The 21033-nt window shown below is 67.3% G+C and carries 20 protein-coding genes and 1 tRNA gene; 13 read left to right on the plus strand and 8 right to left on the minus strand.

The features are described from left to right. Nucleotides 1–162: 162 nt before the first annotated feature. The 3 genes from NBRGI_RS33860 to NBRGI_RS33870 all read left to right on the plus strand — a co-directional run bounded on the left by NBRGI_RS33860 (nt 163) and on the right by NBRGI_RS33870 (nt 3096). A complete protein-coding gene (locus NBRGI_RS33860; RefSeq protein WP_235211185.1) occupies nt 163–366 on the plus strand; it encodes a hypothetical protein in 204 nt (67 codons plus the stop codon). A 196-nt stretch (nt 367–562) separates the two neighbouring features. Next, on the plus strand, nt 563–1474 hold the full coding sequence (locus NBRGI_RS33865; RefSeq protein ID WP_275451615.1) for an ABC transporter ATP-binding protein: 912 nt from the start codon (nt 563–565) through the stop codon (nt 1472–1474). Between the two features lie 2 nt (nt 1475–1476). Then, nucleotides 1477–3096: a polyketide antibiotic transporter gene (locus tag NBRGI_RS33870; RefSeq protein ID WP_029901257.1), complete on the plus strand. Its 1620-nt coding sequence runs from the start codon at nt 1477–1479 to the stop codon at nt 3094–3096. A gap of 202 nt (nt 3097–3298) precedes the next feature. Here the strand turns inward: NBRGI_RS33870 and NBRGI_RS33875 are convergent. The 4 genes from NBRGI_RS33875 to NBRGI_RS33890 form a co-directional block, all read right to left on the minus strand. Continuing rightward, a tRNA-Val gene (locus NBRGI_RS33875) sits at nt 3299–3370 on the minus strand. An 86-nt stretch (nt 3371–3456) separates the two neighbouring features. Then, nucleotides 3457–3921 (minus strand): peroxiredoxin, encoded by a 465-nt coding sequence (locus tag NBRGI_RS33880; RefSeq protein ID WP_014982990.1) that lies wholly within the window; start codon nt 3919–3921, stop codon nt 3457–3459. Nucleotides 3922–3996: 75 nt separating this feature from the next. Next, nucleotides 3997–4419 (minus strand): DUF3052 domain-containing protein, encoded by a 423-nt coding sequence (locus NBRGI_RS33885; RefSeq protein ID WP_014982991.1) that lies wholly within the window; start codon nt 4417–4419, stop codon nt 3997–3999. 115 nt (nt 4420–4534) lie between these two features. After that, the gene (locus NBRGI_RS33890) at nt 4535–5092 is read right to left on the minus strand and encodes a hypothetical protein (protein WP_036561873.1); all 558 of its coding nucleotides are present in this window, start codon (nt 5090–5092) and stop codon (nt 4535–4537) included. Between the two features lie 388 nt (nt 5093–5480). Here NBRGI_RS33890 and aceE point away from each other — a divergent pair, with 388 nt between their 5' ends. The 7 genes from aceE (at nt 5481) to NBRGI_RS33925 (ending at nt 14728) form a co-directional block, all read left to right on the plus strand. After that, nucleotides 5481–8390 (plus strand): pyruvate dehydrogenase (acetyl-transferring), homodimeric type, encoded by a 2910-nt coding sequence (gene aceE, locus NBRGI_RS33895; RefSeq protein ID WP_029901259.1) that lies wholly within the window; start codon nt 5481–5483, stop codon nt 8388–8390. 11 nt (nt 8391–8401) lie between these two features. Beyond that, entirely contained in the window at nt 8402–9736 is a 1335-nt protein-coding gene (locus NBRGI_RS33900) for a PucR family transcriptional regulator (protein WP_014982994.1), read from the plus strand. A gap of 127 nt (nt 9737–9863) precedes the next feature. Continuing rightward, nucleotides 9864–10778: an ACP S-malonyltransferase gene (locus tag NBRGI_RS33905; RefSeq protein ID WP_029901260.1), complete on the plus strand. Its 915-nt coding sequence runs from the start codon at nt 9864–9866 to the stop codon at nt 10776–10778. A gap of 120 nt (nt 10779–10898) precedes the next feature. Continuing rightward, entirely contained in the window at nt 10899–11198 is a 300-nt protein-coding gene (gene acpM, locus NBRGI_RS33910) for a meromycolate extension acyl carrier protein AcpM (RefSeq protein WP_014982996.1), read from the plus strand. A gap of 10 nt (nt 11199–11208) precedes the next feature. After that, entirely contained in the window at nt 11209–12459 is a 1251-nt protein-coding gene (locus NBRGI_RS33915; protein WP_014982997.1) for a KasA/KasB family beta-ketoacyl-ACP synthase, read from the plus strand. 126 nt (nt 12460–12585) lie between these two features. Continuing rightward, on the plus strand, nt 12586–14019 hold the full coding sequence (locus NBRGI_RS33920; RefSeq protein WP_029901261.1) for an acyl-CoA carboxylase subunit beta: 1434 nt from the start codon (nt 12586–12588) through the stop codon (nt 14017–14019). A 217-nt stretch (nt 14020–14236) separates the two neighbouring features. Further along, nucleotides 14237–14728: a winged helix-turn-helix transcriptional regulator gene (locus NBRGI_RS33925; RefSeq protein ID WP_029901262.1), complete on the plus strand. Its 492-nt coding sequence runs from the start codon at nt 14237–14239 to the stop codon at nt 14726–14728. Here the strand turns inward: NBRGI_RS33925 and NBRGI_RS33930 are convergent. After that, nucleotides 14701–15396: a nitroreductase gene (locus NBRGI_RS33930; RefSeq protein ID WP_029901263.1), complete on the minus strand. Its 696-nt coding sequence runs from the start codon at nt 15394–15396 to the stop codon at nt 14701–14703. The genes NBRGI_RS33925 and NBRGI_RS33930 overlap by 28 nt on opposite strands. Before the next feature lie 118 nt (nt 15397–15514). Between NBRGI_RS33930 and NBRGI_RS33935 the strand changes: the two genes are divergently transcribed. Next, nucleotides 15515–17287 carry an Eco57I restriction-modification methylase domain-containing protein gene (locus NBRGI_RS33935; protein WP_029901264.1) on the plus strand — a complete coding sequence of 591 codons (1773 nt, stop codon included), beginning with the start codon at nt 15515–15517 and terminating at the stop codon, nt 17285–17287. Nucleotides 17288–17295: 8 nt separating this feature from the next. On the opposite strand, the gene NBRGI_RS33940 is transcribed toward NBRGI_RS33935, so the two are convergent. Further along, a complete protein-coding gene (locus NBRGI_RS33940; protein ID WP_036561877.1) occupies nt 17296–17919 on the minus strand; it encodes a TetR/AcrR family transcriptional regulator in 624 nt (207 codons plus the stop codon). A gap of 215 nt (nt 17920–18134) precedes the next feature. Between NBRGI_RS33940 and NBRGI_RS33945 the strand changes: the two genes are divergently transcribed. Both NBRGI_RS33945 and NBRGI_RS33950 read left to right on the plus strand, forming a co-directional pair. Next, nucleotides 18135–18947 carry an SDR family oxidoreductase gene (locus NBRGI_RS33945; protein ID WP_029901266.1) on the plus strand — a complete coding sequence of 271 codons (813 nt, stop codon included), beginning with the start codon at nt 18135–18137 and terminating at the stop codon, nt 18945–18947. A gap of 102 nt (nt 18948–19049) precedes the next feature. Further along, nucleotides 19050–20045, plus strand: a complete 996-nt coding sequence (locus tag NBRGI_RS33950) for a GAF domain-containing protein (RefSeq protein WP_029901267.1) — start codon at nt 19050–19052, stop codon at nt 20043–20045. 24 nt (nt 20046–20069) lie between these two features. Here NBRGI_RS33950 and NBRGI_RS44525 read toward each other — a convergent pair whose 3' ends face one another. Together NBRGI_RS44525 and NBRGI_RS33960 are read right to left on the minus strand one after the other, a co-directional pair. Beyond that, nucleotides 20070–20258, minus strand: coding sequence for a hypothetical protein (locus NBRGI_RS44525; RefSeq protein ID WP_014983005.1), 189 nt, complete (start codon nt 20256–20258; stop codon nt 20070–20072). 173 nt (nt 20259–20431) lie between these two features. After that, nucleotides 20432–20947, minus strand: coding sequence for a gamma carbonic anhydrase family protein (locus NBRGI_RS33960; RefSeq protein ID WP_029901268.1), 516 nt, complete (start codon nt 20945–20947; stop codon nt 20432–20434). Between the last annotated feature and the right edge of the window lie 86 nt (nt 20948–21033).

Here is a 21033-nt window from a genome sequence, read left to right on the forward strand (position 1 = left end):
GCTGGTGATGGTGGCGCTTTCACCGAAGGCGCGACGATGCCCGGTTGCCCCGCGCACCGGGTGCCAGTGCGAGCGATTCTCTGCTGAGCACAACTGAGAACGCCAGGGTGCGTCCGGACCCCGCTCAGCCGCGGCATGGTTCGGGCCGAAAGGTTTGCCTCGGTGGTGTACGGGTTGCTGGCGTTGCAATCCGGAATCGCCGACAGTGAGGTGGTTTTCGATCTGGTTGCGGTCACGATCGCGCTGTCGATCGTGCTGCACTCCTCCACCGATGTCCCCGTGGCGCGGATGCTGCGGGTGGAACCGCCCGACAATCTGCCCACCGGCAAGCACGCCCCGATGCATCCCGAGACGACCGCGCAATAGCGGACTGTCAGTTCGACGTCGGCTGCATCGCGTGGCTGAATCAGCGGTTCGCTGGATGGATCGGATATGCGGTTGTGGCGCTTCGGGAAAGCCCGCAGTGCCGGCCACGGCGGAGTAACCTCTATCACAGGAGCGCCGGGAAGCCTGGTCGGCATGTTCATATCTGTCGACCTTGAAGGGGGCTCCCGTGTCTGCTATCACGGCCTCGCCCGTGCCCGCGATCGAAACCTGTACTGCTGTCACGATCGAGCACCTGTCCAAACGGTTCGGTCGCACCGTCGCAGTCGATGATCTCAGCCTCACGGTGGCTGCCGGTGAGGTGTTCGGGTTCCTCGGTCCCAACGGTGCTGGGAAGTCGACCACTATCCGGTTGCTACTCGGATTGATTCGTCCCTCGGCCGGATTGGTGCGAGTGTTCGGTGATGACGCTGCCGATGTCCGGCGTGCGCACCGCCACCTGGCGTATGTGCCTGCTGACGTGGCCTTGTGGCCGTCGCTGACCGGTGCGGAGACCCTCGAGTTGCTTGCCAGGGTCGGTACGGGCACCGACCTCGGGTATCGCGCCGAACTCATCGAGCGGTTCGCCCTGGACGTGGACAAGCGAGGCAAAGCCTATTCGACCGGCAACAGGCAAAAGGTCGCTCTGATTGCCGCGTTCGCTTCCCGAGCGCCACTGCTGGTTCTCGACGAGCCGACCAGCGGGCTGGATCCATTGATGGAGCACGAGTTCCGGCTCTGTGTCGGTGAGGCTCGAGATCGTGGGCAGACAGTCTTTCTGAGTTCACACCAACTCGGCGAAGTCGAGGCACTGTGTGATCGGGTGGCGATCCTGCGCACCGGACGGCTTGTGCAGACCGCGACGATGACGGAGCTGCGCCGTCTGCACCGAACCGTTATCGAGGTCGCCTATGAAGGCCGAACGCCGTCGCTGGCGGAGGTAGCCGGTGTCGAGGGTGTCGAAGCACCCGAACCGGGCCGACTCCGGTTCACGCTGTCCGGGCCTGCGGCACCGGCACTGCGCGCACTGTCCGCCGCACAGGTGACGACCCTGTCCTCGCACGAACCCAGCCTCGAGGAGATCTTCCTCGACTACTACGGGCAGAAGTAGCGATGAGCACCACGACAGTCACATCGGCCAGTGACTTCGCGCCGGGACGGGCAGCCGGCCGGCTCGCGCGACATCAAGCACAGCGCGGGGCGTTGTTCGTGACAGCCATCGCCGCGGGCATGTCGGCGCTGGTCGCGTTTCAATACCGCACCACCTTCGCCGACACCATCGACACCGGTGCGATCCGTGCACTTGCTGAGAACCCTGCCATCCGAGTCCTTTTCGGGCCTCCGCTGGCCTTGTCCGACCCTGGCGGATTCACCGTGTGGCGTACCGGCACCCCGGTCTTGGTGCTGTGCGGGGTGTGGGCACTGCTGGCCGCCACTCGCCTGACCCGCGGTGAGGAGGACGCCGGACGCTGGGAGCTGCTCCTCGGCGGCAGACTGCGCTCGGCCGACGTGCTCGTGCGGATCACCGCCACGCTGTGGCTGGCCGCAGCGGTGATCGGGGCCGGGGTCGGGACCGCGCTGGTCCTCACCGGTACCGATCCGCTGGGCGCCTTCCTGCACGCAACCTGCGTGCTCGCAACCACCGCGGCTTTCGCCGGTGTGGGATTGCTTGCCGCGCAATTGATGCCATCGCGGGCCGCGGCCACCTGGCTGGCCTCGACCGCAGTCGGGGTGAGCCTGCTGCTGCGGATGCTTGCCGACGGTGTCGCCGTGTTCGCTTGGACGGCATGGCTTACCCCCTTCGGCCTGGCAGCACGCACCGCGCCCTACGCCCAGAATCGTGTTGCACCAGTGCTCGTGCTGGTGCTGTTCGCCATCGTGCCCGCCGCGTGCGCGCTGACCCTTGCCCAGCGGCGCGACCTCGGCGGTGCGGTGATCGCCTTGTCCAGCACGCGCGCTGCGCGTACACGCCTGCTCGGATCTGTAACCGGTTTCGCAGTTCGGCGCGCCGTCGGCCCCACCACCGGATGGGCACTAGGCATCGGCGCCTACTTCCTGCTGATCGGGGCGTTGATCTCCTCGATCCTCGAATTCATGGACGAGAACCCTCGTTTCGCCGAGCTTGCCGCGACAGCAGGATTCGGCGGACTCGGGTCGGCTACCGGATTCGCCGCTGCGATATTCGCGATCTTGGCCCTGCCAGCCGGAGGGTACGCCGCCAGTCGCATCGCCACCGCTGTCGCCGATGAGAAGGCACGCCGTTGGACCGCCCTGCATGCCCTGCCGCTGTCACGCTATCGCGCGGCGGGAATCGAAATCGCTGTCACCACAGTCGGCTTGATGATCCTACTGAGCACAGCGGCGATCGCGATGTGGGCAGGTGCGGTACTCACCGGCGCCCCACTGGCCCTAGGCGACGCCCTCGCAGGCGCCGCCAACATCGCCCCGGTAGCCCTGCTCGCGCTCGGCGCCGCAGTACTGGCGTTGGGCTGGTACCCCAGCGCGGTCAGCGCGATCGGTGCTATCCCCGTGGTCGGCGGATTCCTGCTCGACGTCACGGCCCAGAGCATTGGCGCGCCAGCATGGATCCGGCAGATCTCCCCGTTCGCTCACCTCGCCGCCGTACCGGACACCGCACCGGACTGGGGTGCCATCGCCATCCTGATTGTCGTCACCATCGCAGGGATCGCGATCGGAATTCACGGCTACGCGAGGCGCGACCTGGAAGGATAGCGAAGCTGTCCGGACGATCGGAACGGTCCGGACACCGTGGACGGTGAGCTTCTCGTCTCGACGCCCTCGACACCGCCGGGGCGGATAGGAAGACCAGGACTTGGCCAGCGTCCGGCGGAGCGGTCAGTCCGAGGAGCTACTGATCCTGTTGGTCGTGCAACCGGCTTGCTTATGGCGTCTACAGGGGTCTGATGGGATCTTGTGGGCGCAGAGGGGATCGAACCCCCGACCGCTGGTGTGTAAAACCAGAGCTCTACCGCTGAGCTATACGCCCTCGACCTTGTCGGCCGGGTTATGAATTTAGCGTGGGGGTGGGGGTTATCCCAAGCCGACTGGTCAGGGCCCTTTTTTGCGGGAGGGCTAGGAGTCCAGGGCGGCGAGGGCTTTCTCCCAGGCTGCCTGGTCGCGGGGTTCGCCGGGGGCGTTCATCTCGGCGAAGCGGATGCGGCCTTCACGGTCTACGACGAAGGTGCCGCGGTTGGGGTAGCCGGACTTCTGGTTGAAGACGTCGTAGGCCTGGGCCACGGCGCCGTGTGGCCAGAAGTCGGACAGCAGGGGGAAGGTGTAGCCCTGCTCGGCGGCCCAGATCTTGTGGGTGGGCGGCGGGCCGACGGAGATCGCGAGGATCTCCGCGTTGTCGTTCTGGAACTTGGGCAGCTCGTCGCGCACCTTGCACAGTTCACCTTGGCAGATGCCGGTGAAGGCGAGCGGGTAGAAGACGATGAGCACGTTCTTCTTCCCGCGGTAGTCGGACAGGCTGACGTCCTGGTTGTTCTGGTCCTTGAGCGTGAAATCCGGCGCGACAGTGCCAACTTCGAGCGGCATCGCAAATCCTCCATCGTGTCGGTTTTCCGCCGGGCGGCGTGTTCACCGCCCGGCGACACCATAGCGAAAGGTGGGTCAGCGCTGCTTCGAGGGCGCCTTCGGTTGCACCAGGCGGCTGCCCGCCCAGGTTCCCAAGCTGATCGCCGAAGTCTGAGTCAGACCGGCGGTCGGTGCGGATTCAGCGATTTCGCTCGGTTCCACATGGCCCGGATGTCCGGTCTTGGGCGTGAGTACCCAGACGAAGCCTTCGTCGGCGAGTGGTCCGATCGCATCCATCAGGGCGTCGACCAGGTCACCGTCGCCATCGCGCCACCACAGCAGCACGACGTCGATTACTTCGTCGGAATCCTCATCGACGAGCTCGCTGCCGATCGACTCCTCGACGTCGGCCCGCAGGTCGTCGTCGACGTCATCGTCCCAGCCCAATTCCTGGACAACCATGCCGTGTGTAATGCCAAGCTTCTGAGCGTAGTTCTGCGCGTCCGCCGCGGCGACCACGGTGGTGTCCTCCTCAACTCCCGACAATAGGTAGTTGCAAGCGAACATGGTTATGGCTCTCAGCGCAAGCCGATCGACAGAAATAGGCCCGGAATGTCGCGAGAAGATGTGCGCTTCAGCGTTTCGGGCAGGCGTCGCGCACGGCGTTTCGCGCGTCGTTGACCCGCCTGCTCGCGTCGTTGAGCGGGCCGACCGGCGCGGTGTAGGTCATCTTGCGGGTTTCGGCCGACAGCGCGCGGGCGGCGTTGACGTAGTCGGTGAATTTGGCAGCCAGATCGGCGGGCATGGCGTCCTTGGCGGTGCTGATCCCGGTCTCCACCTTGTTGGCGGCGTCATCGAGGGTCGACGCGGCGAGTTCTCGTTTGGCGGCGTAGTCGCCGGCGTTGGCGTCGTGCGCGTCGATGAACTCGTTGTATTTGGACACGCCGACGCCGGTGGTGGTGGGGAACTGGGCGCAGTTGTCGCCGATCGCCTTGGTCTGCGCGGCAGCTCGTTTGGAGGAGGTCGCGGCGGCGGAGGAGGCGGCTGCCTCGGTCTTGTAGGCGGCCAGATCCGCGGTGTTGGGATTGGGCGTACCGTGGACCCGGTTGCCGCAGCCCGCGACGACCAGTCCGACCGCCACTGCCCCGGTCGCGCAGATCAGTCCGAATCGGCGTGGGTCCAGCGTTCTCACTCGTCCTCCCGGTCAGGTCTGAACAACGTCGAAAAACTACAGCGGCCTGGGCGCATAAGGGAGCGCCGCGAGCGTATCGAAAGACGCAGCGCCCCTGGGCAGCATGGAGCCGAGCGTCGGCGAGGCGCAGCCATGAGCGAGCGTAGCGAGTGAATCGAAGACACAGCGCCTCTGGGCAACATGGAGCAGAGCGCCAGCGAGGCGCACGCCAATGTTGCCCAGCGCACGGTACTGGAGTTCCTGCTGACATGATGACCTGGGGCACACCATCGGGAAGGATGGAGGGTGCGCCCGAACCTTTCGTAGAACGAGTGGTACGCAGACCCACGCGACGCCACTCAGGGATACCGACGCCATCCGCATGTCCACCCCTGTACGAGGAGCAGATTTGACCGACCTGATCCACTCTTCCGCTCCAGCGCAATCCGCTGGATCCGATGCCGCCCCCGCTCCCGCCGCAGGCCGCGATCCGAACGGATCGTCAGCTCCGGCTGGACGGGTGCGGGTAATCCGCGAAGGGGTGGCGTCCTACCTACCGGACATCGACCCGGAGGAAACCAGCGAATGGCTCGAGTCGTTCGATGAAATGCTCGACCGGGAGGGCCCGGGTCGAGCGCGTTACCTCATGCTCCGCCTGTTGGAGCGGGCCGGTGAACGCCGTGTCGCCATCCCCGCCTTGACCTCCACCGACTACGTCAACACGATCCCCACCGAGAACGAGCCGTGGTTCCCCGGCGACGAAGAGGTGGAGCGGCGCTTCCGCGCCTGGATCCGCTGGAACGCCGCGATCATGGTGCATCGCGCCCAGCGTCCCGGAATCGGTGTGGGCGGCCATATTTCGACCTATGCGTCCTCGGCGGCGCTGTACGAGGTCGGCTTCAACCACTTCTTTCGCGGCAAGGACCACTCCGGCGGCGGCGATTCGATCTTCATCCAGGGTCACGCCTCGCCGGGTATCTACGCGCGCGCTTTCCTCGAGGGCAGGCTCGGCACCGACCGGCTCGACGGCTTCCGGCAGGAGTACAGCCACGGCGGCCCCGGCCACGGTCTGCCGTCGTACCCGCACCCGCGGCTGATGTCGGACTTCTGGGAGTTCCCGACCGTGTCGATGGGCCTGGGCCCGATGAACGCCATCTATCAGGCGCGGTTCAACCACTACCTGCACGACCGCGGCATCAAGGACACCTCCGATCAGCACGTGTGGGCGTTCCTCGGTGACGGTGAGATGGACGAGCCGGAGTCGCGCGGTCTCGCGCACGTCGCGGCGCTGGAGGGCCTGGACAACCTGACCTTCGTGGTCAACTGCAACCTGCAGCGGCTGGACGGCCCGGTGCGCGGCAACGGCAAGATCATCCAGGAACTGGAGTCGTTCTTCCGCGGCGCCGGCTGGAACGTCATCAAGGTGATCTGGGGCCGCGAGTGGGACGCGCTGCTCGGCGCGGATCGCGATGGCGCACTGGTGAATCTGATGAACACCACGGCCGACGGCGACTACCAGACCTACAAGGCCAACGACGGCGCGTACGTGCGCGACCACTTCTTCGGCCGGGACCCGCGCACCAAGGCGCTGGTGCAGGATCTGTCCGATCAGGACATCTGGAACCTCAAGCGCGGCGGCCACGACTATCGCAAGGTGTACGCCGCCTACGCGGCCGCGATGGCGCACAAGGGCCAGCCGACGGTGATCCTGGCCAAGACCATCAAGGGCTATACCCTCGGCAAGCACTTCGAGGGCCGCAACGCCACGCACCAGATGAAGAAGCTGACGTTGCAGGACCTCAAGGACTTCCGCGATCTGCAGCGAATTCCGATCAGCGACGCGGAATTGGAGAAAGATCCGTACCTGCCGCCGTACTATCACCCGGGCATGGAGGCGCGGGAGATCCAGTACATGCTGGATCGCCGCAAGGCGCTCGGCGGCTACTTGCCCGAGCGTCGCACCACAGCAAAGCCGCTGCAACTCCCCGGTGACGAGGCGTACAAGTCGGTGCGCAAGGGCTCCGGGAAGCAGAACGTGGCGACCACGATGGCGCTCGTGCGGCTGATGAAGGAGCTGTTGCGGGACAAGGAGATCGGCAAGCGGATCGTGCCGATCATCCCCGACGAGGCCCGTACCTTCGGCATGGACTCGTGGTTCCCTTCGTTGAAGATCTACAACCGCAACGGGCAGTTGTACACATCGGTCGACGCGGAATTGATGCTTGCCTACAAAGAGAGCTCGGTCGGGCAGATCCTGCACGAGGGCATCAACGAGGCCGGTTCGACCGCTTCGTTCACCGCGGCGGGCACCTCGTACGCGACGCACGGCGAGCCGATGATCCCGCTGTACATCTTCTACTCGATGTTCGGTTTCCAGCGCACCGGCGACGGGCTGTGGGCCGCGGCGGATCAGCTCGCCCGCGGATTCGTGCTCGGAGCAACCGCCGGGCGAACCACGCTGACCGGTGAGGGTCTGCAGCACAACGACGGCCACTCGCTGCTGCTGGCCTCCACCAACCCCGCGGTGGTCACCTACGACCCGGCCTTCGCCTACGAGATCGCGCACATCGTGCGTGACGGCCTGCGCCGGATGTACGGCGGCGGCGCACCGGAACCGCTCCCGTACTCGGTGCCCGGCACCGATACGCGCAAGGCCGACGGCGGCTTCGGCGGCGAGGACGTCTTCTACTACATCACCCTCTACAACGAGCCGTACCAGCAGCCGGCCGAGCCCGCCGAGCTCGACGTCGACGGTCTGCTCAAGGGCCTCTACCTGTACCAGCGCGGGGGAGAAGGCGATGTGCGGGCCCAGATCCTGGTCTCCGGCGTGACGGTGCCGGACGGTCTGCGCGCGCAGGCGCTGCTCGCCGAGGACTGGGGTGTGCAGGCCGACGTCTGGTCCGCCACCTCGTGGGGCGAGCTGCGCAAGGAGGCGTTGCAGAAGGAGATCGCCGCGCTGCGCTTCCCGGACGAAGATCACGGTGTGCCATATATCACCGAGGCGCTCTCCCGGGCCGAGGGTCCCTACGTGGCCGCGACCGACTGGATGCGCGCGGTGCCGGACCAGGTGCGCAAGTGGGTACCGGGCGAGTTCGTCACGCTGGGCACCGACGGTTTCGGCTTCTCCGACACCAGGGCCGCGGCGCGTCGCGTGTTCAACGTCGACGCGCAGTCGATCGTGGTGGCCGCGCTGTCGGGGCTGGCCAAGGCCGGCAAGATCGACCCGGCGAAGGTGATCGAGGCGGCCGCGAAATACCGCATCGATGATGTCGACGCCGCGCCGAAGAACGCCTCGAGTTCCGACGGGGACGGCGAGTAGCGGACGATTGAATGGTGGACCGTAAACCGCCGCGGCCGCGCCGGATCTCCGAGGGCTCGTCCGAGCACGAGGTGTATCTGCCGACGGGCGCGCTCTCCCCGAACCGGCAAACCCGCGACCCGCTGCCGGACACGCTGCTCAAACGGGTGAAGCAGTTCTCCGGACGCCTCTCCACCGAGGCGGTCGGGTCGATGCAGGATCGGTTGCCGTTCTTCGCCGATCTGGACGCCGCGCAGCGCGCCGGCGTTCAGATGCTGGTGCAGACCGCGGTGGTGAACTTCCTGGAGTGGTTGCAGGACCCGGACAGCGATATCCGGTTCAGCCTCGACGCGTTCCAGGTGATTCCGCAGGATCTGGCGCGGCGGCTCACGCTGCGCCAGACCGTGGACATGGTCCGGGTGGCCATGGAGTTCTTCGAACAGTGGCTGCCCGCGCTCGCGCGCAACGACCGGCAGCTGGTCGCGTTGACCGAGGCGGTGCTGCGATACGGGCGTGAGCTCGGTTTCGCGGCCGCCTCGGTGTACGCGAGCGCCGCCGAATCCCGGGGCGCGTGGGACACCCGGCTGGAAGCGCTGGTGGTCGACGCGGTGGTCCGCGGCGACACCGGTCCCGACATGCTGTCCCGGGCCGCGACGCTGAACTGGGACGCCACCGCGCCCGCGACCGTGCTGGTGGGCACGCCGCCGCCGGAGCACGGCATGTCGTCGGTGGGGTCGGTGCACGCGATCGCGGCCCGGCACGGCCGGGCGGCACTGGCCGTGGTGCAGGGCACGCGCTTGGTGATGGTGGTGAGCGGGCACCTGGGTGAGTCGTCCTATATATCCCCGTTCCTCGCGGATCTGCTCGCCGAGGTCTTCTCCGACGGTCCCGTGGTGATCGGCCCGACCACCCGCACGCTGGGCGCCGCGCACGCCAGCGCGGTCGAAGCGCTGGCCGGAATGGAGGCCGTGGTGGGCTGGCGCGGGGCGCCACGCCCGGTGCATGCGACCGAATTGCTGCCCGAACGCGCTTTGCTCGGCGATCGAGCTGCGGTCGAGGCGTTGAACGAGTATCTTGTCCTTCCGTTGGCCGCGGCGGGATCGGCGCTGGCGGACACCCTCGAGGCCTATCTGGATTGCGGTGGCGCTGTCGAGACTTGTGCCCGTCAGTTGTACGTCCATCCAAATACCGTTCGCTACCGCCTCAAACGGATCGCCGAAATCACGGGTCGTGATCCGATGAATCCGCGGGACGCGTATGTGCTCAGAATCGCCGCCACAGTGGGTCGTTTGACACGAACCCGTAACGAATCGTCAACACCTACCCCAGAGGCCACTCATCTCGCCCTGGGCAACGAGGGGCTGTAACGGAAATCGTGGGTTGTTCGATCCGAACAGCCCACATGCCGTTTTGTGGGAGTCCCACAAAACGCGGCGGCAAGCTTCATTCGCGTCGACATCTCCTGCGGGGTGCCTCACAGTGTTCTCTTAGGGAGTGATCGCGTTGTTCGCCCCTGGACAGGGGTCCCAGACTCCCGGCATGCTCGCGCCTTGGCTCGACCTCCCTGGCGCGCATGACCGGCTCACTCTCTGGTCCATGGCCGCAGGCCTGGACCTGGTCCGCCTCGGCACCACGGCGACGGCCGAGGAAATCACGGATACCGCCGTGACGCAGCCACTGGTCGTGGCCGCCGCGTTGCTCGCGTACACGCAAATCCCCACGGATTCACTTCCGGCCGCTACCATCGTCGCCGGACACTCGGTCGGCGAACTCGCCGCCGCCGCGGTCGCCGGGGTCATCTCGCCCGACGACGCGGTGAAATTGGCCGCCATCCGCGGAGCGGAAATGGCCAAGGCGTGCGCGTTGGAGCCGACCGGCATGTCCGCCGTGCTCGGTGGCGATGAGGCCACCGTGCTCGCGCGACTCGCGGAACTCGACCTGATTCCGGCCAACCGCAACGCGGTCGGGCAGATCGTCGCCGCGGGTCGGCTGGACGCATTGGCGGAACTGGCCGCGAACCCGCCGGAGAAGGCGCGGATTCGCGCGCTGCCCGTCGCGGGTGCGTTCCACACCGAGTTCATGGCTTCGGCGCAGGACGCTGTGACCGATGCCATATCGCAGATCGTGCCGAACGAGCCGACGCGGCTGCTGCTGTCGAACTTCGACGGTCAGCCGGTCAGCTCGGGACGTGATGCGATCAACAAGCTCGCGGCCCAGGTCACCAGGCCCGTCCGTTGGGATCTGTGCACCGAAACCGTAAGGCAGGCAGAGGTTTCCATGGTGGCGGAGTTGCCGCCGGCGGGCACCCTTGTCGGTATCGCGAAGCGGGAGCTGAAGGGCACGCGCACACTGGCCCTGAAGACCCCCGAAGACCTCCCCGCGTTGGCCGGGGTGAGCATCTCCGGCTAGCTTTTTCCGGCAGCCATGCATCGGTATGCACGGTTGTGACCGAGCGGACGTAACCATCGCCCGCCTCGATCCGAAAAAAACAGGTACGAGCCCTACAAAGAACAAGAAGGGAGCCACGAAGTGGCCGCTCTGACCCAGGAACAAATCGTCGAGGAACTCGGCAAGATCATCGAAGAGGTGACGGGTATCGAACCCTCCGAGGTGACGATCGAGAAGTCCTTCGTCGATGACCTGGACATCGACTCGCTGTCCATGGTCGAGATTGCGGTGCAGACCGAGGACAAGTACGGCGTGAAGATCCCGGACGAGGATCTGGCCAGCCTGAAGACGGTCGGCGACGCGGTCGCCTACATCCAGAAGCTCGAGGCCGAGAACGCTGACGCGGCCGCGGAGCTCAAGGCCAAGTTCGACGCCGAGTAGGGCCGACACTGTGACCACTCCTTCCACCTTGAACGGGAATTTCCCCAACGTCGTCGTCACTAGCCTGGCGGCGACCACGTCGATCGCGGGTGACGTCGATGCGACGTGGAAGGGACTCCTCAACGGCGAGAGCGGTATCGACGTTCTCGAGGATTCCTTCGTCGAGGAATACGACCTTCCGGTCCGCATCGGCGGTCACCTGAAGGTCCGGCCCGAGACCCTGCTCACCCGAGTCGAGTGCCGGCGCATGGCGTACGTCGAGCAGCTCGCGACCGTGCTCGGTCGCGAAGTCTGGCGTAACGCGGGCAGCCCGGAGGTCGACCCGGAACGGCTGGGTGTGGCCATCGGAACCGGGTTGGGTGGCGGCGACGCCCTCATCGACTCGGTGGACAAGCTGAAGAACGGTGGCTATCGCAAGATCTCGCCGTTGGCTGTGCAGATGGTCATGCCGAACGGTCCTTCGGCCGTTGTCGGCCTCGAATTGAAGGCCAGGGCAGGAGTGGTCACTCCGGTCTCGGCATGCTCGTCTGGCTCCGAGGCCATCGCCAACGCATGGCGGATGATCGTCATGGGCGATGCGGACATGGTCGTCACCGGTGGTGTCGAGGGTTACATCGACTCGGTGCCGATCGCGGCGTTCAGCATGATGCGCGCCATGAGCACCCGCAACGACGACCCGAAGGGTGCCTCGCGTCCGTTCGACAAGGACCGCGACGGTTTCGTCTTCGGTGAGGCGGGCGCCCTGATGGTCATCGAGACCGAGGAGCACGCCAAGGCGCGTGGGGCCACCATCCACGCTCGCCTGCTCGGTGCCGGTATCACCTCGGACGGCTTCCACCTGGTTGCCCCCGCCCCGGACGGCGTCGGCGCCGCACGGGCGATGAAGCGGGCGATGCAGACCGCGGGTCTGACCGCCAAGGACATCACCCACGTCAACGCGCACGCCACCGCGACACCGATCGGCGACACCGCCGAGGCCAACGCGATCAGCCTCGCCGTCGGCAAGCACGCTTCGGTGTACGCCCCGAAATCCGCACTGGGCCACTCGATCGGCGCCGTCGGCGCACTCGAGTCCGTGCTGACCGTGCTCAGCATCCGGGACGGCATCGTCCCGCCGACGCTGAACCTGGAGAACCAGGACCCGGCCATCGATCTGGACGTGGTGCACGGCGAGGCGCGCCGGCAGGAGATCGAGTACGCGATCAACAACTCCTTCGGTTTCGGTGGGCACAATGTCGCGCTCGCCTTCGGTCGGGCCTAGCCGCATCGACTGAGACTGCTCGAACGATCCCGGCGGGATCTGCCGCTTCGACGGCCAGATCCCGCCGGGATCGCCATTTTGCAGCCGCGTCAGCGGCCTTTTCCTGAAGGTTGAGGGAAGAACGCGATGACAACCATGGCTTCCGCGTTGCACCACGCGACATCGACCGATCCGCGGGATCCGCTGGGTCGGCTGCAGCGCTTCTTCGATCCCGGCACGCTGCTTCCGCTGCATCCGCGCGACAAGTCCGGCGTGCTCGCCGCGATCGGCGAGGTCGACGGCGTGCGCACCGTGGCCTATTGCTCCGACGCCACCGTGATGGGTGGCGCGATGGGCGTCGAGGGCTGCAAGCACATCGTCGACGCGATCGACACGGCCATCGACTCCGGCGTCCCGGTCGTCGGTATCTGGCATTCCGGCGGCGCGCGGCTGGCCGAGGGCGTCGAGGCCCTGCACGCGGTCGGCCTGGTCTTCGAGGCCATGGTGCGCGCCTCCGGCCTGGTACCGCAGATTTCGGTGGTGGTCGGCTTCGCCGCGGGCGGCGCCGCCTACGGCCCCGCGCTCACCGATATCGTGATCATGGCGCCCGAGGGCCGCATCTTCGTCACCGGACCCGACGTGGTGCGCAGCGTGACCGGCGAGCAGGTCGACATGGCCACCCTCGGCGGCCCGCAGACGCACGGCAAGAAGTCCGGCGTCACCCATATCGTGGCCGACGACGAGGCCGACGCGGTGCATCGCGCGCGGCGGCTGGTGTCGATGTTCGCCGAGCAGGGTGAGTTCGATCTGGTCGCGGCCGCGCACGGCGACGTCGACCTGAAGGCGATGTTGCCGGAATCGCCCAAGCGCGCCTACGACGTGAAGCCGATCATCCACGAACTGCTCGACAACGTGGACGGCGAAAGCTCGTTCGAGGAGTTGCAGGCGGGCTACGCGCGCAGCATCGTCACCGGTCTCGGCCGGTTGAGCGGGCGCACCGTCGGCGTGCTCGCGAACAACCCGATCCGCCTCGGCGGCTGCCTCAACTCCGAAAGTGCCGAGAAGGCAGCGCGTTTCGTGCGGCTGTGCAACTCGTTCGGTATTCCGCTCATCGTCGTCACCGACGTGCCCGGCTATCTGCCCGGCGTCGGTCAGGAGTGGGAAGGCGTGGTGCGCCGCGGCGCCAAGCTGCTGCACGCGTTCGCCGAGGCGCGCGTCCCGCGCGTCACGCTGGTGACCCGCAAGATCTATGGCGGCGCCTACATCGCGATGAACGCACGCTCGCTGGGCGCGACCGCCGTGTACGCGTGGCCCGGCTCCGAGGTCGCGGTGATGGGCGCCAAGGCGGCCGTCGGCATCCTGCACAAGAAGGCGCTGGCCGCCGCCCCGGAGGAAGAGCGGGAAGCGCTGCACGAGCGGCTCACCGCGGAGCACGAACGCATCGCGGGCGGCGTCGAACGGGCCATCGCGATCGGTGTGGTGGACCAGGTGATCGACCCGGCCAAGACGCGCAGCATCATCGCTGCCGCGCTGGCCGCAGCGCCGTCGCGGCCCAGCAGGTTGAAGAACATCCCGCTGTAGACGACCGCGCAACTGGGCCCCGGTACATCCGGGGCCCAGTTGCGTTGTGGGGGAGCGGGCTTCGCCTCGGTCAGCGCGGAAGCGATCGCCCGCCCGTCCTGGTTCCCGCACCCGTTCTGACTTCCCGCACCCGCTCCGGCATGCCACAGGGGTGCGAAGCGTCGGAAGTGGTGCGGGAAGACGGAAGGGGGTCGTGGGCGGTCGGTAGCATCTAAAGGTGCGTTATGAGGAGCTTGCCGACGTGCCGTGCTCGATCACGCGTCCGCTCGTGATCTTCGGTGACCGCTGGACTCTGCTGATCCTGAAGTTCTCGTTCTCCGGGGTCCGCCGATTCAACGCGTTCCAGAGTGCGCTCGGTATTTCTCGCAGCCGGTTGCAGGATCGCCTCGATCGGTTGATCGAGCACGAGATCCTGGTGAAGCGCAAGGCCGCGGTCGGCGCGCACGAGGAATATCGGCTCACGCAGAAGGGCCACGATATCTATCCGATTCTGATGGCTATTCGGGACTGGGGCGACACCTACATGGCCCCGGACGGCCCGCCGGTGCGTTACGCGCACCGCGAGTGCACCGGTGAGGTGCACGCAAACCTCGAGTGTGACGTGTGCGGCGGCGCGATGACGGCCCGCGACGTGACCCCCGAACCCGGGCCGGGACTGCTCGGGCCCGAGGTCGACACGGATCAGTCGGTGAACCAGGTCGCCACCTGATCGATGCTCTCGCGCGCGGTGCGGAATCCGTTGACCGGGTGCGCGGTGTCGGGATAACCGAACGAGATTCCGGCGACCACCCGGCGGTGCTCGGGTATATCGAAGTACTCCCGGATGAACGGCGCGTACGAGGCCAGCGCGGCCTGCGGCGCCGCACCGAGCCCGAGGCTCTGCGCGCCGAGCAGGAAGTTGCCGAGGTACAGGCCGCAGTCGACGGCGCCGTAGACACCGAGATCCGCCTCGGTCGTCACGATCGCGACGTGCGGGGCGTCGAACAGTTCGAAGTTGCGCAGTGTCTGCCGCATTGTCTTCTCGTGCTCGCCTTTTGCGATCCCGATGCTGTCGTACAGCTGAAAGCCGCACGCGCGCCTGCGATCCCGGTACACCCCGGCGTACTGCGCGGGAAACGCGAAATCCGGTTCAGGAGTGGCGGTTCGGACGTGCTCGAGCAGCGCCGCGCGGAAACGGTCGGTGCCCGCGCCCTCGGTCAGCACCACCTGCCACGGCTGGGTGTTGCACCAGGACGCCGTCCGCTGGGACAGGCGCAGCAGTTGTTCGATGACGGCGCGCGGCACCGGATCGGCCAGGAACTGCCGGCAGGTCCAGCGCTCGTCGAGCAGTCGGGTCAGCGTGGCGAATTCCTGGGTGTCCACCTCGGCCGTTGTCATGCCATCTCCTCATGCAGTCTCATTATGAGACCGAACGTTAGCAGCAGCGGGGCGAACTCGGAATGGCCTGCTGCGGGATTACGCCGAATCGAACGCCCGAAAAGGGCAGAATCCACGCATGGCGTCCGAGGCCCGCGGCGCGCGGGATCGCAAACGGCACGGCAGGCACTACACGCCGCCCGTGCTGGCGCGTTTCCTGGCCGCACGGCTGCTCGCGCACGTGGCGCCGCCGCCCACCGGGGTGCTGCGGGTGCTCGATCCCGCCTGCGGGGACGGGGAGCTGCTGTTCGCGCTGCGGTCCGAAGCGGCCGAACGACTACCGGGTGCCCGGATCGAGCTGATCGGCTACGACCTCGACCCGGCGGCGTTGCGAGTGGCGCGGGCACGAGCGGCCGCAGCGGGGATCGCCGTCGACTGGCAGGTGGGCGACTTCTTGACGGTCGCGGCCGAGCTGGCGGCGGGCTCGTTCGACGCGGTGATCACGAATCCGCCGTACGTGCGGACCCAGCAACTCGGCGGTGCGACCGCCCAGCTGCTGAGCAAGCAGTTCGGATTGCGGGGGCGGATCGATCTGACGCATCCGTTCGTGGCGACCCTGCCCAGACTGCTGCGTCCCGGCGGCGTGCTCGGATTGCTCAGTGCCAACCGGTTTTTGACGACCAGGGCCGGCGCGAACATCCGGCGGCTGCTGCTCGCCGAACTGGCGCCGGTCGAACTGTACGACCTCGGCGACACCAAGCTGTTCGAGGCCGCGGTGCTGCCCGCGATCACCATCGCGACGCGTGGCACGAGTGCTGATACCTGCCGCTATGTGTCGGCGTACGAGGTGGACAGCGGCGGCATCGCCACGGAGACCGGCCTTTTCGAGGCCATGGTCGGTGAGACCGGTTGTCTGGTCACCCACGAGGGACGGCAGTTCGCGGTGGAGATCGGCACTTTGGTGACCGGGGAATCCGTGGGCAGACCGAGGACGAACGGCCACTTGGCGTTTCGGCCAGGGGCACCCGGGACGGACCCGCCCATCGATGCCGAGTCCGCGACGAGACACCGAGCGCCGCCGCATGCCACGACACCGGATACCGCTTGGCGCATGTCCAATGCGCGCGTGGACGCCTGGCTCGCCGCCATCGACGCCGCGACCTGGCGGACTTTCGGCGAGGTCGCACGAATCCGGGTGGGTATCAAGACAACCGCCGATCGGGTGTTCATCTCGGACCGGTGGGCCGAGGCCGAGCCGGTCCCCGAAGCGGAACTGCTGCTGGACCTGATCACGCACAACGATCTGGAGCCGTGGCGGATCACCCGGGCCCAGGACACCCGTGTGCTCTACCCCTACGATCTGACGCTGGCTCGCCGCACGCCGATCGATCTGGACGAATATCCCTGTGCCGCTGAATATCTACGTAACCACAAGGACATACTCACCGCGCGCCGCTACGTCGGCGCGACCGGCCGGGAGTGGTTCGAGATCTGGGTGCCGCAGCGTCCGCAACTGTGGCGGCAGCCGAAGGTGGTCTTCCCGGATATCAGCGACCGCCCGCGTTTCGCCCTCGACCGCTCCGGCGCGGTGGTCAACGGTGATTGCTACTGGCTGTCCCTACCGGACCTGTCCCGTGATTCCGCCGAGGCCGAGCAGCTCGCGTATCTGCTGATGGGCGTGGCCAATTCCGCCCTCGGCCTGCGCTTCTACGACACCGTCTGCGGCAACCGCCTCTACTCCGGTCGCCGTCGCTGGATCACCCAGTACGTCTCGCGCCTACCCCTCCCGGATCCGGCCTCTCCGCACGCCGCGGCGATCATCACGGTGGCCCGGGACCTCACCGAAGGCCGGTGCGCAGACCCCGCAATACGCGCCGAACTGAACGATCGGGTGGCCGCCGCATTCCGCTGACGCGAGGCTCAGCGGGGGAGGTGGACGCCCACCATGGGAAGCAGCGTGCGGCGCGCGAACTCGCGGGCGGCGTCGCGGTCGGCGACGGGGATCAGCCCGTCGGGGGTGAGGGCCAGCGAGAGGGCCAGGCGGGCCATGATCTCGGCGACGAGGTCGGCGTCGAAATCGTGGGTGCCTTCGGTGTCGCGCAGTTCGCGCAACTTGTCGGCCAGGTAGCCGCGGCCGACGGCGAGGACGGGGCCCGCGTCGGTGGTGAGGCGGGGCAGGATCAGGTCGGGTTCGGTGCGCAGCAGGCGGCGCAGCAACTCGTTGTTCGCGATCGCGGTGATGAACGCGACGAAGATCTCCACCAGCTGGTCCTCGCTGCCGGAGACGGCCCGCACCTGCTTGTCGATCATCTCGACGAAGTGCTGGGCTTCGCGCACGCTCACGGCCTCGACCAGGTCGTTCTTCGATTCGAAGCGGCGGTACAGGGTGGCGGGGCTGATGCCGGCGCGGCGGGCGATCTCGCCCATGCTGGTCCGTTTGATGCCGAAGTCCAGGAAGGCCGAGAGCGCGCTTTCCAGGAGCTTCTCGCCGTCGGCGACGGGCTTCTCCAGGATGCGCTGCAGCATGGGCGGGACAGTGGGCATCTGGTCTCCAGTCGATTCGCGCGGACGCCGGGGCGAGCGGACGGCATCGCGACGGTGCGGGTGAGGGCCATTCATTATTTCATCGGGCGGTGTCGGCGTGGTCGGGGATGGCCGAACCAGGGGGTGTTCTGTCTTATCGGTCGCATGTCCAGCTTCGAGTGATTACCCTGTGGATATCCACCTTGGATGCTGGATGGGCCGGAAGAGGTTGCGCCGTGGCATATTTCGCGAACCGGGTGGTGGCGATCACGGGGGCCGGCGCGGGTATCGGCCGCGAATTGGCCCTGGCGCTGGCCGGCGACGGCGCGTTGCTCGCACTGTCGGACAAGTCGGCGCAGGCCGTCGCCGAGACCGGAAGGCTCTGCGCCGCGCTGCATTCCGAACCGCTGGTGACCACCCTGGACGTCACGGACCGGTCGGCGGTGCTCGCGCACGCGGCGGCAACGGTCGCGCACTTCGGCCGGGTCGAGGCACTGTTCAACAACGCCGGGATCCTGCACGTCGGCGGCGTCGCCGAATCGCCGTTCCGGGACTTCGAACAGGTGATGGACGTGGATTTCTGGGGAGTCGTCAACGGCACCAAGGCTTTTCTGCCCTACCTGCAGGCTGCCGAGCGGGCGCACGTGGTGAACATGTCCTCGGCTTTCGGGCTGGTCGGGGTGGCGCAGCACGGGCCGTACAACGCGGCGAAGTTCGCCGTGCGCGGGTTCACCGACTCGCTGCGGCAGGATATGCGCGCGGCGGGCGGTGTGGTGCGGGTCACCGGGGTGTATCCCGGCGGCGTGCTCACCTCGATCGCCCGGTCGGCGCGGGTCGCACCGGGGATCGACGCGGCCGCGGTGGCCCGGCGCTTCGAGGAGCGGGTCGCGCGGACCGGCCCGGCGGCGGCCGCGCGGACGATCCTGCGCGGCGCCGCGCGCGGTGAGGCGAAGGTGCTGGTCGGACTGGACGCCCTTCTTGTGGATCTGGTCACACGGATCACCGGCTCGTATCACGAACGGGTATTGGACATGGTATTTCGTTCCTGACCGCGCGCCCCGGCGCGGGCAGGGACGGATAGACGAAATGGCAACTGGTCGAACATATCTCGTGACGAAGAATAATCGGACGCGATTGATCGGACGCGATTGATGGCGAAATGGCTTCTGATCGAGTGCTTCTCCGGACCGCCGGGCGCGGTGATCGCCCTCGGGGCCACGCCGAAATCCTTCGTGCCGCTGCGCCACATCCTGCGCAATCCGCTGTCGCTGGCCGATGCCGAAGCCGCACTGGCGCAGGCGGTCGCGACCTGTGCCGTGGTCGCGCGGGTATCGGCGGACGGCCGGCGTGCCGTGCGCGCCGAGCCGCTGCTGATCGCGCCGGACCGCGCGCACGCCGTACGGCTGTGGGTGGGGCCCGTGCTGGAACCACTGCCGGAGCGAGAACCTGTGGGCGCGTGGTACTTCAACCTGACCACCAATCGATCCGTGCGCAGCAACGATCTGCTCGACCTCTACGGCGTCGCGCCCGAGGACCGCGCGGCGGAGCTGGCGATCGCGGGCGCGTTCGCGCGGCTGGTGACCAACCGGGACGAGAGCGAGGCGCTGGCGAAGCTGGTGAATTCGGAGCCGGACACCGAGCATCAAGCGGTGTGGACCATCCGGCGGGACGACAATGCCTTGCGGGCAGGACATTTCGCGTGCCGGATCAATGTCGAGACCGACGCCGCGGGCGAGCGCGCGGTGCTGTTCCGCGGCGTGACCCAGGACATCGGCGCGGCCACGGCGGTACCGTCCGCGCCTCCGCCGATGATCCTGGAGTATCAGTTGCTGGAGGCCGCCACAGCGCCGGGGGAGTATCGCGCGATCGTGAATCTGCGCTCACTGCAACTGATTCGCTGGATCGGGCCGCCGATGCCCGGCATCGCCTGGGCCGACCTGCCGGGGGAGCCCGCGCCGCAGATCCACCCGGACGATCTCGCCGCGGCGCGCGAGATGTCGCGGGAGCTGGCGCACCGGCGCGCGGAGGGCACGGTGCGGTTGCGGCGGCTGGACGGAGGTTGGCAGGCGGTGCGGGTGCGAGGCGCGCTGATGGTGCTGGATCAGCACACCACGGCCGGACTCGCCACGGTCACCGCGGCGTCGTGACATCGCGGTGACCGTGGGCCGAGCTCATTGGCGGGGTAAGTCCAGTGCCGCCATCTCTTGTTCGATCGCGTTCGCGGCGAAATCGACTCCGCTGGAACGCAGTTCATGAACCCGTCGCTGTAATGCCTCGACCCCACCCGGTTGGGCGGCGATGTCGGCCACACTGATCCGCCCCATCGGCCGGTGCATACTGGCCTGCACGTACGCAACCACCGTGATACCTCCTGCCTGCACGCTAGCTCACGTTCCCACCCGACCCAGGGTGGGTTCACCACTGCGCTACAAGCCGCACGACAACCGTGTCGGCAGGAGACCCCGGGTCACCGGGCACGCTGGCAGAATGTTATCAGCGAATCCTACTGGACGCTTGATCAGTGTGCTCTGTCTCACACCTCTCTCGCGGTGCGGTGATTGGCCGTGTTGTGTACGTACACAGCCGCATTCAGTCGAATGCCGTCCTGTTCGGCCGTGCTGAGTTCGCGGCGAACTTTACCGGGCACGCCGGCGACGAGCGACCCGGGCGGAATCTGCGCACCCTCCGGAATCAGCGCGTTGGCCGCGATCAGGCTGCCCGCGCCGATCACCGCGCCGTTGAGCACGGTGGCGCCCATGCCGACGAGTACGTCGTCGCCGATCGTGCAGCCGTGCAGAATCGCGTTGTGCCCCACCGAAACCCCGGTGCCGACGGTGAGCGGGAAGCCCGGATCGGCATGCAGCACGCAGCCGTCCTGGATGTTGGTGCGTGCGCCGACGGTGATCTGCTCCAGGTCGCCGCGGATCACCGCTCCGTACCAAATGCTCACCTCGGCCGCGAGCCGCACCCGCCCGATGACTGTCGCCGTCGGCGCGAGCCACGCGTCCTCGTCGATCTCCGGAACGAACTCACCGATCTGAATCCTCATGCGCTGAACCTAGCGTCTCCGCCGCGCACCGCTAGGGCCTGGTTCGTAAGTCGCGGCGGCGCCTTCGGGGTCCAGCTCGCCGCCTG

The organism is Nocardia brasiliensis IFM 10847, from assembly GCF_000710915.1.
Lineage (GTDB): Bacteria > Actinomycetota > Actinomycetes > Mycobacteriales > Mycobacteriaceae > Nocardia > Nocardia brasiliensis_A.

What these genes read in the sequence shown, in the direction of transcription:
- NBRGI_RS33930 (WP_029901263.1), bottom strand. Translation starts at nt 15,396, where the DNA reads ATGACAACGGCCGAGGTGGACACCCAGGAATTCGCCACGCTGACCCGA.
- NBRGI_RS33935 (WP_029901264.1), top strand. Translation starts at nt 15,515, where the DNA reads ATGGCGTCCGAGGCCCGCGGCGCGCGGGATCGCAAACGGCACGGCAGG.
- NBRGI_RS33900 (WP_014982994.1), top strand. Translation starts at nt 8,402, where the DNA reads ATGGTGGACCGTAAACCGCCGCGGCCGCGCCGGATCTCCGAGGGCTCG.
- NBRGI_RS33950 (WP_029901267.1), top strand. Translation starts at nt 19,050, where the DNA reads ATGGCGAAATGGCTTCTGATCGAGTGCTTCTCCGGACCGCCGGGCGCG.
- NBRGI_RS33940 (WP_036561877.1), bottom strand. Translation starts at nt 17,919, where the DNA reads ATGCCCACTGTCCCGCCCATGCTGCAGCGCATCCTGGAGAAGCCCGTC.
- NBRGI_RS33960 (WP_029901268.1), bottom strand. Translation starts at nt 20,947, where the DNA reads ATGAGGATTCAGATCGGTGAGTTCGTTCCGGAGATCGACGAGGACGCG.
- NBRGI_RS33920 (WP_029901261.1), top strand. Translation starts at nt 12,586, where the DNA reads ATGACAACCATGGCTTCCGCGTTGCACCACGCGACATCGACCGATCCG.
- NBRGI_RS33870 (WP_029901257.1), top strand. Translation starts at nt 1,477, where the DNA reads ATGAGCACCACGACAGTCACATCGGCCAGTGACTTCGCGCCGGGACGG.
- NBRGI_RS33880 (WP_014982990.1), bottom strand. Translation starts at nt 3,921, where the DNA reads ATGCCGCTCGAAGTTGGCACTGTCGCGCCGGATTTCACGCTCAAGGAC.